This is a genomic window from Ferruginibacter sp. (assembly GCF_028288465.1).
Taxonomy (GTDB): Bacteria; Bacteroidota; Bacteroidia; order Chitinophagales; family Chitinophagaceae; genus Ferruginibacter.
This window is the reverse complement of the sequence record NZ_JAQBNR010000022.1, coordinates 237,440-253,592: the sequence shown is the minus strand read 5'-3', so window position 1 is coordinate 253,592 and position 16,153 is coordinate 237,440. Positions and strand designations below refer to the sequence as shown.

Annotated in this window: 18 protein-coding genes; 13 read left to right on the top strand and 5 right to left on the bottom strand. The window is 40.9% G+C overall.

Annotated features, from left to right (window positions below):
* Nucleotides 1–14 precede the first annotated feature (14 nt).
* Nucleotides 15–776, top strand: coding sequence for a Ni/Fe-hydrogenase, b-type cytochrome subunit (gene cybH / locus JWR61_RS11680; protein WP_301927986.1), 762 nt, complete (start codon nt 15–17; stop codon nt 774–776).
* On the top strand, nt 777–1,277 hold the full coding sequence (locus tag JWR61_RS11675) for a hydrogenase maturation protease (protein ID WP_301927985.1): 501 nt from the start codon (nt 777–779) through the stop codon (nt 1,275–1,277).
* Nucleotides 1,278–1,483: 206 nt separating this feature from the next.
* On the opposite strand, the gene JWR61_RS11670 is transcribed toward JWR61_RS11675, so the two are convergent.
* The 3 genes from JWR61_RS11670 to JWR61_RS11660 form a co-directional block, all read right to left on the bottom strand.
* On the bottom strand, nt 1,484–2,836 hold the full coding sequence (locus JWR61_RS11670; protein WP_301927984.1) for an aspartate aminotransferase family protein: 1,353 nt from the start codon (nt 2,834–2,836) through the stop codon (nt 1,484–1,486).
* 256 nt (nt 2,837–3,092) lie between these two features.
* A complete protein-coding gene (locus JWR61_RS11665) occupies nt 3,093–3,302 on the bottom strand; it encodes a hypothetical protein (RefSeq protein ID WP_301927983.1) in 210 nt (69 codons plus the stop codon).
* Nucleotides 3,303–3,499: 197 nt separating this feature from the next.
* The gene (locus JWR61_RS11660) at nt 3,500–4,147 is read right to left on the bottom strand and encodes an START domain-containing protein (RefSeq protein WP_301927982.1); all 648 of its coding nucleotides are present in this window, start codon (nt 4,145–4,147) and stop codon (nt 3,500–3,502) included.
* Nucleotides 4,148–4,444: 297 nt separating this feature from the next.
* Here JWR61_RS11660 and mgtE point away from each other — a divergent pair, with 297 nt between their 5' ends.
* The 4 genes from mgtE to JWR61_RS11640 all read left to right on the top strand — a co-directional run bounded on the left by mgtE (nt 4,445) and on the right by JWR61_RS11640 (nt 8,218).
* Nucleotides 4,445–5,833 (top strand): magnesium transporter, encoded by a 1,389-nt coding sequence (gene mgtE / locus JWR61_RS11655; RefSeq protein ID WP_301927981.1) that lies wholly within the window; start codon nt 4,445–4,447, stop codon nt 5,831–5,833.
* 134 nt (nt 5,834–5,967) lie between these two features.
* Entirely contained in the window at nt 5,968–6,912 is a 945-nt protein-coding gene (locus tag JWR61_RS11650; protein WP_301927980.1) for a cation diffusion facilitator family transporter, read from the top strand.
* Nucleotides 6,913–7,473: 561 nt separating this feature from the next.
* The gene (locus tag JWR61_RS11645) at nt 7,474–7,842 is read left to right on the top strand and encodes a hypothetical protein (RefSeq protein WP_301927979.1); all 369 of its coding nucleotides are present in this window, start codon (nt 7,474–7,476) and stop codon (nt 7,840–7,842) included.
* Nucleotides 7,843–7,867: 25 nt separating this feature from the next.
* Entirely contained in the window at nt 7,868–8,218 is a 351-nt protein-coding gene (locus JWR61_RS11640; protein WP_301927978.1) for a TfoX/Sxy family protein, read from the top strand.
* 82 nt (nt 8,219–8,300) lie between these two features.
* On the opposite strand, the gene JWR61_RS11635 is transcribed toward JWR61_RS11640, so the two are convergent.
* Nucleotides 8,301–9,242, bottom strand: coding sequence for a bifunctional UDP-sugar hydrolase/5'-nucleotidase (locus tag JWR61_RS11635; RefSeq protein WP_301927977.1), 942 nt, complete (start codon nt 9,240–9,242; stop codon nt 8,301–8,303).
* A complete protein-coding gene (locus JWR61_RS11630; protein WP_301927976.1) occupies nt 9,232–9,993 on the bottom strand; it encodes a 5'-nucleotidase C-terminal domain-containing protein in 762 nt (253 codons plus the stop codon). Before JWR61_RS11630 ends, JWR61_RS11635 begins: the two co-directional genes overlap by 11 nt.
* Nucleotides 9,994–10,232: 239 nt before the next feature.
* Here JWR61_RS11630 and JWR61_RS11625 point away from each other — a divergent pair, with 239 nt between their 5' ends.
* From JWR61_RS11625 to JWR61_RS11595, 7 genes are all read left to right on the top strand, one after another.
* Nucleotides 10,233–10,637 carry a VOC family protein gene (locus tag JWR61_RS11625; RefSeq protein ID WP_301927975.1) on the top strand — a complete coding sequence of 135 codons (405 nt, stop codon included), beginning with the start codon at nt 10,233–10,235 and terminating at the stop codon, nt 10,635–10,637.
* Between the two features lie 514 nt (nt 10,638–11,151).
* Complete coding sequence (locus JWR61_RS11620) at nt 11,152–11,520, top strand: cupin domain-containing protein (protein WP_301927974.1); 369 nt, start codon at nt 11,152–11,154, stop codon at nt 11,518–11,520.
* Nucleotides 11,521–11,627: 107 nt separating this feature from the next.
* On the top strand, nt 11,628–12,020 hold the full coding sequence (locus tag JWR61_RS11615; protein WP_301927973.1) for an STAS/SEC14 domain-containing protein: 393 nt from the start codon (nt 11,628–11,630) through the stop codon (nt 12,018–12,020).
* 133 nt (nt 12,021–12,153) lie between these two features.
* A complete protein-coding gene (locus JWR61_RS11610) occupies nt 12,154–12,441 on the top strand; it encodes a DUF1330 domain-containing protein (RefSeq protein ID WP_301927972.1) in 288 nt (95 codons plus the stop codon).
* Between the two features lie 187 nt (nt 12,442–12,628).
* Complete coding sequence (locus tag JWR61_RS11605; protein WP_290336411.1) at nt 12,629–12,982, top strand: YciI family protein; 354 nt, start codon at nt 12,629–12,631, stop codon at nt 12,980–12,982.
* A gap of 89 nt (nt 12,983–13,071) precedes the next feature.
* Nucleotides 13,072–14,307 (top strand): RNA polymerase sigma factor, encoded by a 1,236-nt coding sequence (locus JWR61_RS11600; RefSeq protein ID WP_301927971.1) that lies wholly within the window; start codon nt 13,072–13,074, stop codon nt 14,305–14,307.
* Nucleotides 14,308–14,348: 41 nt separating this feature from the next.
* Nucleotides 14,349–16,094, top strand: coding sequence for an alpha-glucosidase (locus tag JWR61_RS11595; RefSeq protein ID WP_301927970.1), 1,746 nt, complete (start codon nt 14,349–14,351; stop codon nt 16,092–16,094).
* The last annotated feature ends 59 nt before the right edge of the window (nt 16,095–16,153 follow it).

Below are 16,153 nucleotides of genomic sequence, written 5' to 3'. Positions count from 1 at the left end.
AATAAACTCTTTTTATGGCAGACAAATATTTGCATATTCAAAAGCTTCGCCGGGTATATGTTTGGGAACAACCGGTACGTATTTATCACTGGCTGAACGCCCTGGCTATATTATTATTGATTGCAACGGGCTTTTATATTGCCAACCCGCTGGCATTACAAAGCCAGCGGGAGGCAACCAATCAATATACTATGGGGTGGGTACGATATATTCATTTTATTGCGGCCTATATTTTCTTTTTTAATTTTTTATTCAGAATTTACTGGGGTTTTGTTGGAAACAAATATGCCAACTGGCGGCAGTTTTTGCCTATCTCAAAAAAGTTTTTTAAAGAGATGTGGTATGTGTTCCGGATGGATATACTGATGCTGAAAGGTAAAGAGCACATGAGCATCGGGCACAATGCCATGGCGGGTTTTATTTACTTTCTTACTTTTCTTGCCTTCCTTGTTCAATGCCTTACCGGCTTCGGTTTGTTTGCACCTACCGCTACCTGGTGGTTGCCAAAATTATTTGCCTGGGTACCCGTTATTTTTGGCGGTGATATTATGACGAGACAAATTCATCACTGGAGTATGTGGTTTTTTATACTGTTTGCTGTAGTGCATGTGTACCTTGTTTTTTATCATGATTATGTAGAAGGCCGTGGTGAAATAAGCAGCATGGGAGGTGGATGGAAATTTATTGAAGAAGAAGTTTTTGAAAGAAACCATCACCAGACACCTAACCCTGAAGCTAAGACAACCGACCCTAAAATTAAAAAAGAAAACAAATAGATGACTCCGGAAAAACGCATACTGATATTGGGAATCGGCAATTATTTAATGGGTGATGAAGGCGTGGGTGTGCATGTAGCCAACAGGCTGCAACAGCAAAGGCTGCCACCCGGCGTTGACGTAGTGGATGGCGGTACCGGCGGCTTTCATTTGTTGGGTTATTTTGAAGGGTACGAAACCGTGATATTGGTAGATGCCACGCTGGATGATAATCCGCTTGGTACGATCCGATTGATAAGGCCACGCTTTGCGCAGGACTTTCCGAAAGCCATGAGCACGCACGATATAGGTTTGAAAGATATGGTGAGTGCCCTGCAGCTGCTGGATAAAATGCCCGTTATCCATTTGTTTGTTGTAAGTATTGAAAGCCTGCAGCAGCAAGGAATTGATCTGACAGCACCTATCGAAAAGGCGATGCCTTTACTGATGGTAAAAATATTTGACCTTGTGAATAAATTACAAAAAGAAACAAAGGAAACAAACATGCTTACCGTTGTTTAGTGCTTATTGCAATACCTGTTGAAAAAACGGGAGCCAATTCTTTTATTGTATGCAGTACCCCCCGTTTAAATTTCTTTAGTTCAGTTTTTTTCGGCTTCGTTTTTTGTCCACTTCCAAACACCTGGCGTTCATCGCCGGGTGTTGTATTTTAGGCCAGTCATATTTCGAAATCTTAAAGAGCAATTACAGGATAGCGGTTTTGCTGCTTATCGTGTTATATTTTCAAAACCTTTTCTCAGTGCAGTTACAATCATATCACAATGATCTTTTGTGATTGTCAGCGCTGGCCTTATGGTAATTATGTTTCCTTCAATCAGTTTAAAGGCAACACCTTCATTCATGCAAAAATACATCAGCTCTTCTGCTTCTTTACAGGCTCTTTCTTTTGTTGTTTGATCTTTTACCAGATCAATCCCCATGTGCAACCCCTTGCCCGCAATATTTCCAATTAAGGGATACAGCTCTTTAAGTGCCAGCAACTGGTCCATTAAGTAATCGCCCATGTCTGCGGCATTTTGCACCACCGCATGTTCTTCTAAATAATTGATAGTGGCAAGGCCGGCCGTTGCGCATAACGGATTTTTTTCGTGTGTAAAATGCCCGATGGAGCGATGTTGTAATACATTGTACTCTTCTCTGGTAACAATACCAGCAAAAGGCAGCAAGCCACCACCAAGCGTTTTACCAAGTACCAGCACATCGGGTGTAACAAAGTGTTCGCTGGCAAACAGTTTGCCCGTGCGGCCAAACCCTTCAATGATCTCATCAAAAATCAGCAGCATGCCATATTGATTGCACAGTTCCTGCACCTGCAGCCAGTAATTCTTTGACGGCACAACCGGTGTTGCCGAAATGGGTTCTCCAATAATTGCAGCCATATCAGGGTTGCGCTGCAGGATAATTTTTATCTGGCGCAGGTATTCTTTATCAATAGCTTCTTCATCCGTCCAGCCCCAGGGATTACGGTAATAGTTGGGGAACTCCACATGAAAATTACCCGGCACCATCGGGCCATTGCCGGTGCTGAAATGTTCTTCTCCACCAACGCTGGATGCCTGGAAGCCGGTGCCATGGTAAGCATCCCAGTAAGAGATTGTCTTCCATTTCCCTGTTACCTGTTTGGCAAGCATCAGGGCCATTTCAATGGCTTCAGAACCTCCGGGGCAAAACAAAACCCTGTCCAGTCCGACGGGTGTTACTTCCACCAGTTTCTTTGCCAGTTGTATTGCGGGAATGTTAGTATAACGGCGAGGCGTAAACGCAAGTGATTGCTGTAATTGTTCTATTACCGCCTTTATAACATCCGGATTGCTGAAGCCGGCATTGTGTACGCCATTGCCATGCAGATCAAGGTATGCTTTGCCATTAAGATCGTGAATAAACGGCCCTTCTGTTTTACTCAATACATTCATCACCGGAGTGCTCAGTGCCTGGTGCAAAAAATAGCTGGCGTCTTCTTTTATCCAGTGCTTTGTCTGCTCATCCAGGCTATCTGAATAGGCCTTGCGCAACGGGCTCGCGTTGATGTCGCCCTGTTCTGTCGAAATAGGTTGGTTCATTAAGTAATCAATTGAAGTGGGAACTATAACAAACTTCAGCTATTATTTAATTAAAACAACAGGTTATCGCTTTTTTTATTTTCAAACTGCACTTATAATGGGTATGGTAGCAGGAGATAGCCGGTATAATTGGTAACACCAATGAAAGTGAAGCAAATTGGGGGGACAGGCTTGTGGTATTAAATAAAAAGGCAGTTGGCTGCTGCAACTGCCTCCGGTGATTAACCCACCTTGTTTGTAATGAAAAAGTGAACCTTTATAATCGTGCAAAAAATGAATCTTCGAATATATAATTCTCAATGTCGATTTTGTTGTATCGGTACCTGTCGCTTTTATAGGCCAGGTAATTTACAACGCCTTTCAAAGGGCCTGTCATTACCAGTTGCCGGAAAAATGCTGCTGGCAATTCGATGATTGCCGCGGCTTCCTTTTCAGTGAGCCAATTTTCTTTTTCAGTTTTAGTCATGGTTGGATGGATTTTAGGATAATCTATTAATAGCTTTTTAACTACTGCGCTCTCGCACGTTTTTATGCCAGTTTAAAGCCTGGTATAAAAGTAACATTGCATACGTTGAAAATACTACAAACAAGAGCGAAACAGGTGTAGTTAAACTTCGAATTTTAGAACTTGTTTAATTTTTTGCTGTGTTATCAGGTAAACACTTAATTATCGGATAAAAAAGAGAATTTCGCTTCAGCGTAGGGAGCTAATTTCATTTTTTCACGCAGGTTAACAAATGATTCGTAAGGGCCGTTGCTGGCGAACATATTCAATAACCAGGCGGGCACATTATTCCCGGGATCAACCTCAATGGTATACTCTACTTTCAGCTGGCTGCTGCTGATTGGGGTAACTGTCCACTGTGCATTGGAATAATTAATTCTTACCAGCTTATCTTTTGCAGGCAGATAATCGTTCACATTTTTTGCTTCAATGGTTACTACTTTATTAAAAGCGTTTTGGGCAATGTTCATCCTGACAACCAGGTCGCGGTTTTCAAAAGGCCAGGGGCAGGCAATCTCGCTGTAATACAAAACGTCTCCTTCGCCCATCTCTTTCAGTAACTGCGATTTGTTGGTTTTATATACCCATTGGTACTGATTGTCAACATCCAGCAAAACAGCTGCCAGCTGTGATACTTTGCCATCCAGCACGCATTCAACCTTTAACTGATCAAATTTAAATTTGTCCGATTTTTTGGAAAAGACTTTAATACCATTTTTATCCTTCTTCAAATTCCAGCCATCCTGGCTTTTTGCGGTGGCAAGTAACACCAGGCTCAATAATAAAAAAATGGAAGTAAATTTCATATTACATTGGATTGGTCAACACTTTATAAGTGGGTGGTTTTACAAATGTAAACTTCAAATGATTACCCTTGCATAAACAAAGCCATTCATTTGAACTAAAATGTTAAAACATTTCCGTTGATTGAAATTGCAGCCGGTATTCCTTTTTTACGTGCTTCTTTCAGGCAAAGATATCGAAGCAGGGGCTTGCGGCTAACTTAAATTAGAAAGTGGTACACCTACCTGCTGTTTGCAATTCAATAACATCATTTTGGCTACCTTCACGCCAATTTTTTTAATTGCTCCAATCTTTTATTTATGATGCATTTAAATTTGAAAGAAATCAGCAAAAAAATAATAAAAGGTGATTTCAGCAGCCTGTTGCATTTTGGTGTAAACAGTAAAAGTGTGCATCCTGCTGAAGTGGCAAAAATGCTGTCATCGGTACCGGATGACAATGCTGTCCAGGCTTTCCGTTCGCTACCTACCAGTACGCAGACAATGGTTTTTCCCTACCTGGATAATTTGTTGCAAAAAAAGATTGTACATAAACTTACTACGTCACGAGCTTCTTTTATTTTAAATCAGCTGATATCGGACGACCGGATCGCCTTTTATTCGTCACTGAAAGGGGTGGAGCGTTCTGCTTTTCTGGCATTGCTGAATGATAAAAACAGGGATGCGGTGCATGATATTTTGGGTTATCCTGAAAACAGTGTCGCCCGTTTGATCAATACAGATTTTGCTACGATTGTACCGGAGATAACCATTGACGAAGCACGCAAGTATTTAAGAAAAAATCACCAGGATACAGAAGCCGCCAATGTAATTTATGTGGTGGATAAGGAAGGCAAACTGGTGGATGATATCCCTGTTCGCCGTTTTGTATTGAATGATCCCGAAAAAAAAGTAAGTGAGATACTGGATGGTTTTTGTGTAAGCCTTAAAATGACCGACACTAAAGAAGATGCGGTAGCCAAATTTAAAGAATACGACAGGGTAGTACTGCCTGTTACCAATGCGGATAATGTATTGCTGGGTGTGTTAACGGTAGATGACGTACTTGATGTGGCTGAACAGAGAGACACGAAAGAAATTCAGAATTTTGGTGGTGTGGAAGGGCTGGATTATCCTTATGTAAAAACTGCTTTTTTTTCGCTCATCAGGAAAAGAGCAACCTGGCTGATTATTTTATTTGTGGGCGAAATGCTGACTGCAACTGCTATGGGCTATTTTGACCAGGAAATTTCCAAAGCGGTGGTACTGGCCTTGTTTGTGCCGTTGATTATCTCAAGTGGTGGCAACTGTGGTTCACAGGCGGCCACACTGATTATCCGTGCAATGGCGTTAAAAGAACTGACTGCAAAAGACTGGTGGTTTGTAATGCGGCGGGAGATTTTATCCGGCCTCACACTGGGCTTTATTTTAGGGACTATCGGTTTTATTCGGATTACTGTTTGGCAAAAGCTGCATTTGTACAATTACGGTGTACATTGGTTTTTGCTTGCGGTTACCATTTTCCTTTCGTTAATCGGTATTGTTATGTGGGGTACATTAAGCGGTTCCATGATACCAATTTTGCTTAAAAGATTAAAGTTGGATCCGGCCACCTCATCTGCTCCGCTGGTGGCAACATTGGTAGATGTAACAGGCCTGGTGATTTATTTTACCATCGCGGCCGTTATTTTAAAAGGCACTATTTTATAAAACGAAATGCTGAATTGATCCGGTGACAGAAGAAAAGGATACGGCTATAGAAGAGAAGATCTTTTGATAACATTTCGATAATTAATATTGCAGAAACATAATTAACTTACTAACGTTCATTTGATATTTTACCAATGGCACACGAACATAAAGATCATCATTCACATGCTGGACACAGTCACAGCCACGTGCCTGAAATAACCAGCATCAACAAAGCATTTATTGTTGGCATTGTGCTTAACCTGGCCTATGTTATTGTACAGGTGATAATTGGATTAGAAATAAATTCCTTGTCCTTATTGTCAGATGCAGGGCATAATTTTTTGGATGTCGCGGGGCTTGCGCTGGCGATGGTAGCGTTTAAATTATCGAAATCTAAATCAACAGATAAATATACTTACGGGTTTAAAAAATCGTCTATTTTAATTTCATTGCTGAATGCGGTGATATTGCTTGTTTCGATTGGTGCCATCGGCTATGAAGCCATTTTTCGTTTCAGTAACCCCCAGCCATTACCCGGTAAAATTATTTCCATCATTGCCGCCATCGGCATAGTGATCAACGGCGTATCTGCATTTATGTTTTTCCGCGACCGGGAAAAAGACATCAACGTAAAAGCAGCCTTCTTACACCTCGCTGCTGATGCATTGGTTTCGCTAGGCTTGGTTGCGGGCGGCATTGTTATTTATTATACCAACTGGTACTGGATAGATCCGCTGCTCAGCATCATTATTTGCCTTGTAATTATTGCCAGTACCTGGAGTTTACTGCGGGATAGTTTGCGGTTATCACTGGATGGCGTACCCAATAATACCGACCTGCATAAAATAAAAGAAGCGGTATTAAAAACTGCCGGCGTTAAAGATTTTCATCACCTGCATGTATGGGCCATCAGTACCACTCAAAATGCATTGACGGGGCACATCGTGATAGCAAACGAACTGTCTAACGCACAGGTAAGTGAGCTAAAGCATACAATAAAACATAAGCTGGAACACCTGAATATACAGCACGCGACATTGGAAACAGAAACTGACATTTGTGCTGAAGATGTTTGCGGTGAAGCGCATCATCATTGATGTTAACATGGAAGAACAAAACAATTTACAGCTTGCAACTTGGTAAGCTATTGCTTGCAAAATGAATCAAAATAAGGCAAATAAGTTTCTGGCCATTTCAATGGTAATCAGTATACTTTCAATCGCCGCAACTTTATTTATCAATTATCTTATAGCGCAGGAATATGCCAGATCAGGTGGCAAAACGAGCGCCCTGTTCGGGTTAAAGGAATTATACCAATTTGGATATCAGTATTACGTAGTTGCATTAGGGGGCATTTCAATGAGTCTGGTTTGGGTGACTGTAAAACGCTGGCATGCCTGTAACTTTACTGCATTTCTTTTGAGCATAGTCGCCATCACAATTGTATTCTTGAGAATTTGGAGAATATTGTAATGTCCACCATAACTGGGGTATAAGAAGGAGGTATCGCATAATAGACGAGAAGTGTTCATCGAAAAAATCCCCAGGTTTCATTAAATTTATTCTTAGTTAACCGGCAACGGAATTTATTAACAACTTCTGTAGGGGGTGTTTAATTAAAATTTTAGTAACATTCATCACTTTAAAAATTACCAAAAATGAAAAAGATATTATTATCTGCTTTGACGGCATTTGTTTTTACAACTATTACTGCACAACTCCGGGATACCAGGTGGAAAACTTCGTTGCAGCTAAGTAATGGGCCTACCACTACGGCGATTGATTTTAGAAAGGACACTGTTCTGGTGTATACCGTTGCTGACAGCACCATGATTGAAAGAATGACTTATACAAAGTCAGACACGTCACTTACCTTAATAAAAATTGATGGACAAAGTGGTTGCGACCCTACCCCTGGAAAATACGGGTTTACCATCAGTGGCGCTAAGTTAGCTCTAAAACTTTTGCAGGACGATTGTTACGACCGGTATTCTGCAATTCAGAATACGGAGTGGATAAAATATTAATTCACAACATTAATTTGAAGCGTCAATGTTACCCGATAAACAATTAATAGACCGGGTTAGAGAAATCATTGCCATTACCTATAAAAATGTAGAAGAGAAAAAAATGTTCGGTGGCGTGTGTTTTATGGTGAACGATAAAATGTGCGTTGGTGTGAGGCCGGAGAGATTGATGGTAAGATTTGATCCGGCTGTAGCGGATGAGGTAATGGAAAAAGAAGGCTGCCGGCCAATGGATTTTACAAAGAAAGTAATGAAAGGATATGCCTGGGTTGATATTGAAGCCTTGGGTACTAAAAAGAAACTGGAGTATTGGATAAAGCTGGCATTGGAGTACAATAAGCTGGCGAAGCCTTCTAAAAAACAAAAGGGTCAATAGATTGACAGGCTGCTTAAGCCGGATCTTTTGTTTACTGGATCTCCATACCGTGCTGGCAACGGTTGGTTATAAAGTGCCCCGTTTATTCAGCTTCCCGTTTACCAACAACCAACGTATGTGCAGTGGATAAATTTTTACCCTTCAGTTTCGAAAATTCAAAATCTAACCTGCCGAGTATAATGCCCGCCCAGCCTACCTGGTTAATTAAAATATCGGCTCCGTTTTTATTTTTTGCCAGTACCGGTGCATCTAAAAAAGTATGGGTGTGTCCGCCAATAATTAAATCCACATATTCAGTTTCCTTAGCCAGTAAAACATCGCTGATTTTATTTTCGGCCGGCCCATATTTGTATCCCAGGTGACTTAAGCAAATTACCAGGTCGCAGCCTTTTTCTTTCTTCAGCATGGCTGCGGTACGGTTTAAGTTGGCTACGGGGTCAAGATACTTGGTGTTGCCATACAGTGCATCTGGCACCAGGCCTTTCATTTCAATACCCAGGCCAGTAACACCAATTTTTAATTTCCCTTTGTTGAAAATTTTATAGGGCTTGTATTTAGATTCCATCGGTGTGCCACTGAAATCATAGTTGCACAGCAATACGGGAAAGTTGGCAAACTGTAGTTGTGTGGCAAAGTTTTCGAGTCCGCCATCAAAATCATGATTGCCCATTGTGACTGCATCGTAGTTCATGGCAGCCATTGCCTTCATTTCCGGCTCGCCTTTGTATAAATTAAAATAGGGGGTACCCTGAAAAATATCACCTGCATCCAGCAGCAACACATGCTGTTCTTCACTGCGGATTTTTTTTATCAAATCAGCCCTGGCTGCAACACCACCCAAGCCCTGGTTTTTACCACCATCCATCGGGAAGGGATCCAGGCGGCTATGCACATCGTTGGTATGTAAAATGGTCAGCCTGGTAATGTCAGCTGCACCCTTAGTTTCGCCCAGCAATGAATTGGAAGTAATGAGTGCCGCTGCTGCAAGCGAGGTTTGTTGTAAAAATTTTCTTCTACTCTGCATTGGTTATCCTGTTTTCGTTGGAAGCGGTAATTTGCTTTCCTTCTTTGTGTAGTTTGAAAAAATATTGTAAGATGGAATCCCGTAAAAGATAGCCGATATTTTGTTGGGGAATGTCTGCAAACATTGTGCAGTCATCACCGCCATTCGCTACATAATCAGGCAAGGCAAAAACGTATTCTTTTTGTTCATCAAAAGGTTTGCCCGCAATCACAATGTTAACAGCAGTCTTATTTTTTATCTGGAAAGAAAGTCCGGCACAGGGCCATCCATTTCTGCTGGCAACATGATTTAAAAATTGAGAAACAATTTTGCCGCTCAATTTCAAAACAACAATATTGTTGTCAAATGGCGACAGTTCAAATATCTTACCCCGCGTGATGCTACCCGGAGGAATGGACGACAGCCTGATACCGCCATAGTTCATAAAAGCAGCATCAATTTGTGTATTAAATTTTTCTTTTGACATAGCTAGCATTGCATCGGCCAGTACATCACCCAGCGGGCCTTCAGGCTGCTTTTTTTCAAGCATGGTGGCAGCAACAGCAATTTCATCATTCATGCTTTTATTTACACTGTCAGCGTATGGCTTTAACAGCGCATTGATATCCGCATTGCCGCTTGTTTTTGCAGCATCCGCCTGTGTTATACGGTAGTCTTTATATTGAACCGATTTAGCCTGGTAGCTGGAGTGACAGGATAAAATGAGTACAGAAATAGCAACAAAATGGGAGAATAAAAATAACTTACGCATGAAAAGAAATTGATAGCAGCAAGGTAGCCAATTTTAAAATACCTTAAAAATAAAGGGTGGTTATTTTGTTCCCATTTCGGTATTTTCGAGATCGAAGTATTTACCGGAATACGCATGGTAAAAAGTGCCCGGCCTGCAATAAAGTTGCAGTTGAAAAGTCCTCCAAAAAATACAAAATAGTCATTCAGAATATTGGGGTTACAGCATATATTACATCCTTTCTTTGTAAAATAAAAAATATGACCTTAGAACACGTTGCCATATGGACGGATCAGCTGGAAGCGCTGAAAGATTTTTATATCCAGTATTTTAATGGTGTTGCAAATGATAAATACACCAACGAAAAAAAGCAGTTTCACAGTTATTTTATAAGTTTTAAATCCGGTGCCCGGCTGGAAATTATGGAGATGCCCGTCATTCCGCCCAATTTAAATGACACCATTGTAAAACAACATCGTGGAATAATTCACCTGGCATTTGGTGTGGATACTATGCAGGCTGTGGAAGAAAAAGCGGCGCAGTTAAAAGCGGCCGGCTTTGTTATTTTAAGCGGCCCGAGAAGAACCGGCGATGGATACTATGAATTTGAAACGCTGGATCCGGATAATAACCGGCTTGAAGTTACTACTCTGTTTATTGAATGATCAATTTGGATGGTGCGGAACTTTTGATAAACATTGCTGCGTTGGCGGTATGTGACATCAACGTTCTTACTTCGTTCAAATCAACCGGTGTTTTTTCGGGTGTTTGTAACAGGTTGTGTCTCATTTGCATGCACAGCCATTGCCCGTCGGCGATCCGTGATTCAGGTTTTTATATCAACGGTAAAAACAATTTCTTTTAGTTGTTATATTATTGGGGGCTTTTATTTTGCAGGTAGCCTGGAAAGTGGAAACGCCCATGACTATTTCAGGATGAAATATTTTTATGAGCTTGGAATTAAGGACCATCATGTTATTTTATACCAACCGGCATCAGGGGAAAAGAACATGATGTGTATTTTTTAGGTAAAATAGGCTCAACTGGAGTGCCACCAAGAGTTTAAATAATGTTGATCTTTATAAAAAACACCCGGTAGAAGCATCGGACATTTATTGTAAAACCAAAAAATAAATGCGTTCGTTAACGTACTTTGTTTATCAATTAATCATTTGTATCATGGCAATCGAAAAAGTAAATATCCGGCAAAAAATGGATTCGTTTGCCGATTATTGGAATCCGCGGATTGCCGGTAAATTAAATGGTCAGTTAGTTAAGCTGGTAAAATTTAAGGGCGAATTTGTATGGCACAAACATGACGAAGAAGATGAAATGTTTACGGTAATAAAAGGCGAATTTAACATGGAGCTCAGGGATAAAACAATTACACTGTACGAAGGCGATTTTATCATCATTCCAAAAGGTACAGAACACCGGCCCGTAGCAGAACAAGAGGTGGAAGTAATGTTGTTTGAACCGGATACTGTTTTAAATACAGGCAATGTAATTGATGAAGCGTTTACAAAACATCAGCTTGGAGAAATATAAAGTGCGAGTTGTCTATGGTCAATAATGAATAACTTCAGCGCTGTGTATTTCATTCACTATTCACAACTTACCACTCACTTGAATTCAACACTTCACAAGTAACCTTTATGATTGAGCCTCCGGCAAACAGAGAAATATTCGAAAGTGATATTGCCCGCTATTGGTGGGAGGATGGCATATTGGTGTCTCTTTCTAAAAGTCCCAAACGAACCGTGGAGAATATCAGGAGCAATGCAGCATTGATCCGGCAGATTACCGGCAATCAGCCAGTGCCGTTGTTAATCTATTTGTCCAATTCACCGGTACCCGATAAAGCGGCAAGGAAATTTGCTACCGAAACGCTGCCTGTTATTTACTCAGCAATGGCAATGGTTTCAAAGCCGGGGCTTTCAAAATTTATCATGAATATTTTATTTGCGGTAAAACCGCCACCCATACCGATGAAAAGTTTTTCGGATGATATTGCAGCCAGGGAATGGCTGAAGCAATATATTCAATAGCAGATTTTATTTGTCAATAAAATAGTGTACGAGGTAAAAAAATCGAAATAAATAGCTAATTCTGCTGGTTCAATTTTTTGTAAACAATGTAAAATGACAATAAATTTATCTACTTAAAAATTAAACTACTATTATGGCAGCTTATGTTATTGTTGAAGTAACTATTACCGATCCGGCGGCATATGAAGAATATAAAAAATTAACGCCAGCGGCCATCGCAGCTTACGATGGCCGGTTTGTAGTAAGAGGAGGGCAGGCTGCATCTCTTGAAGGCGACTGGAATCCAGAACGGATAGTGGTACTTGAATTTCCTTCTGTTGAAAGGGCAAAAGAATGGTGGAGTTCCGGCATCTACACTACTGCTAAGGCTATAAGGCAAAGAGCGGCAACTACTAAAATGATTATAGTGGAGGGAGTTTAAATTTGAATGTCTTTACTGCATATTGTTAATCATGACCTGCCAGGTATGGTTATGGTTGCAGGGCTATTGGCGGCAGGTATTTTGCGCCCGTTCAAAGGGTAAATTTTTTTTCGGATGTCCTGTTTATTTCTTTTCGTTTGTTATAGAAGAGAACATCATTATTTAAAACACTTAAAATCTAAAAATCATGGACGAATTCTTATTAATTATGCGGCACCAGGATGGAAGTAAAATTGCTTCGCCTGAGCAAATGCAGATCTGGATGAAACAAACGATGGACTGGATCGGAGGTATAGCAGCGCAGAACAAATTTGTCAGCGGTACAGGTTTGCCTTTTGATGATGCGAGAGTGGTGCACTCCACCAGGATGGTTACTGACGGCCCTTTTGGCGAGATAAAGGAAACCATTGGCGGGTTTATGACCGTTAAGGCAGACTCTGTTGAAGAGGCGGTGGAATTTGCCAAAGGGTGCCCGGTGTTGCAGGGCGAAGGCAATACTGTGGAGGTTAGAAAAGTTGCTAAAAGAGATGGCGTGCATTAAGTTAATTAAAACATGTTTCACACAAAGTACAATGCTGTGTTCTTTGTATCCTTTGTTACTTTGTGTGAAACTATTTGTGCCGTTTTTTTATGGAACAACAACAGCTGATACCGCATTTATTCAGAACAGAATACCGGAAGATAACAGCGGTACTGTGCAGGTTGTTTGGCATTGAACATATTGAAATAGCGGAAGACCTCGCCAGCGAAACTTTTTTATCCGCCCTTGAAACCTGGACCTACAAAGGCATTCCCGGGAATCCAACAGCCTGGTTGTATACGGTTGCAAAGAACAAGGCCAGCAATTACTTTCACCGTCATTCAACATTTACTGAACACATTTTATCCCGCTTAAAATATACAAGCCCGGCAACGGAGGAGATTAATATTGATTTATCTGACCAGAATATTACCGACAGCCAACTGCAAATGTTGTTTGCCATTTGTAGCCCTGTAATTTCTCCTTCAGCACAAACAGCATTGGCCTTACGTATTCTTTGCGGCTTTGGCATTGATGAAATTGCAGCTGCTTTTTTAACCAATAAGGAAACCATCAATAAACGGCTGCAAAGGGCCAAAGAAAAATTAAGGATTGAAAAAGTGGCCATCGAATTTCCCGGAGCACATCAATTAGCCCAACGTCTGGAAACAGTTTTAACTACTTTGTATTTGTTATTTAACGAAGGCTACTATTCAGCAAGTAAAGATGCGGTCATCCGCAACGAACTTTGCCTGGAAGCAATGCGGCTTACATTGTTGCTTGTAGAAAATGAATCAACGAATCTGCCTGCCGTGAACGCTTTGTATGCTTTAATGTGTTTCCAGGCATCCAGGTTTGAAGCAAGAAAAAGTGAGAGCGGGGAACTCATTTTATATGCAGATCAAAATGAAACATTGTGGGATTATGAATTGATTTCAAAAGGTGGTTATTTTCTTCACCGGGCATCAACAGGTAACGATCTTACAAAATATCACCTAGAAGCCAGCATTGCTTACTGGCACACGATCAAAACAGATACGATAGAAAAATGGGAAAATATTTTACAGCTTTTTAACCAGTTGCTTCAAATCAACTATTCGCCCATTGCTGCACTTAACAGAACCTATGCGCTTTCGCGTGCAAGAAGCAAAGCCGAAGCCATAAAAGAAGCGGAAAAATTGGTATTGCCAGGCAACCACTTTTATTTTGTACTGCTGGGTGAGTTGTATACTGGCATTGACAATGCTAAGGCAAAAGCTAATTATGAAGCAGCACTTCGCCTTGCAAAAACACAAACAGACAAGCAAGCGATTGAAAATAAAATTGAGCATTTAAAAGGGGCATAAATTATAATTTGTAACTCGTTACGACTGCAAAAAATGATTTTATGAGATTGTATCTTTTGTCATTAATCTTTGTTTTTACCTGTCTGTTCAGCTGCACCCAAACAGCCATTTGTCAGTCGGATATACCGGAATCCAATGTAAAAAAATGGTGGAAGGAAGCCATCGTATACCAGATTTATCCGCGTAGTTTTAAAGACAGTGATGGCGACGGTATCGGTGATTTAAAAGGTATTATTTCCAAACTGGATTATATTAAAAGCTTGGGTGTTACAGCAGTCTGGATCAATCCAATTTACAGTTCTCCCAACGATGACAATGGTTACGATGTAAGCGACTACCGTGGCATTATGAAAGATTTTGGTACCATGGCCGATTTTGATGCTTTGCTGAAAGGCCTGCACCAGCGGGGGATTAAACTGGTAATGGACCTGGTGGTAAACCACAGCAGTGACGAACATGAGTGGTTTAAACAAAGCAGAACTTCCAGAACCAGCCCTTATCGTGATTATTATCATTGGTGGAATGCAGAACGCGGTAAGCCGCCTTACCGTTACAGTTTGTTTGACGTAAATCATGATGCCTGGAAATATGATTCTCTTACCAATGCATATTACCTGCATTATTTTTCCCGCAAACAACCCGATTTAAACTGGGAGAATCCGAAGTTGCGTCATGAAGTGTACGACATCATGAAATTCTGGGCTGATAAAGGTATCGATGGTTTCAGGCTGGATGCATTTGGTTTTGCGGCTAAAGACACCAGCTTTCCGGCATTGCCCGAAGGTTATGAAAAAAACTTTATGCCATACTATTCCATGCAGGGTAACTTACATGGTTACCTGCAGGAAATGAATAAGGAAGTTTTCAGCAAATACAATGTAATGAGTGTTGCAGAAGGTGCGGGCAATTCATTTAAAGATGCGCATAACCTGGTAGATGCCGATCGCAATGAACTGAACATGGCCTATCCTTTTGATGCAGTCGACATGCCAAAGCCGGAAGGGTACAGCCTGTTGCGTTTTAAGGAATTGTTCAGCCGGTGGGACAGTGCGTTTGCAAACAAGGGCTGGGTAGCTGTTTTTTTAGCCAATCACGACCAGGCAAGAATGGTAAGCAGGTTTGGAAATGACAGTCCGGAATTCAGGGAACTGTCGTCTAAAATGTTGTCCACATTTATTATGACCATGCGGGGAACACCCTATTATTACAACGGTGATGAACTGGGAATGACCAATGCCGGCTTTGACAAAATAGAGGATTATAAAGACATGGCCGCGCTGAATGAATACCAGCGGCTGAAGAATACCGGTGGCGATATTCAACTATTTATGGAGCAGTTGAAGTTCGGATCCCGTGATAACGGCCGCACACCCTTTCAATGGAACGGCAGTACCAATGCAGGTTTTACAAGTGGTACACCCTGGATAAATGTGAACCCAAATTACAAAGTCATCAATTATGCTGCAGAGCAAAATGATCCCAACAGTGTGTTGAATTATTTTCGCAAGCTTACAAAACTGCGTAAACAAAACCAACTGCTGGTGTACGGAAAATATAATGAACTGGATAAAACCAATCCTGACGTGTACGCCTATACGAGAGAATTGGCAGGACAAAAAATGCTGGTGTTGCTGAACTTTACAAAGACCGCTGCCCGCGTAAACCTTTCCTCCAACATATCAACAGCACAACTGGTTTTATGTAATTATGACAAAGTGCCTCAAAAAAATAAGTACGCATCGGTAGTTACATTGCGGCCTTATGAAGCGCTGATTTATAAACTTTAAAAATATCCAGGTATTTATAAGCATCAAAATACATTTCTATTTTAGCACGTTTGTTTTGA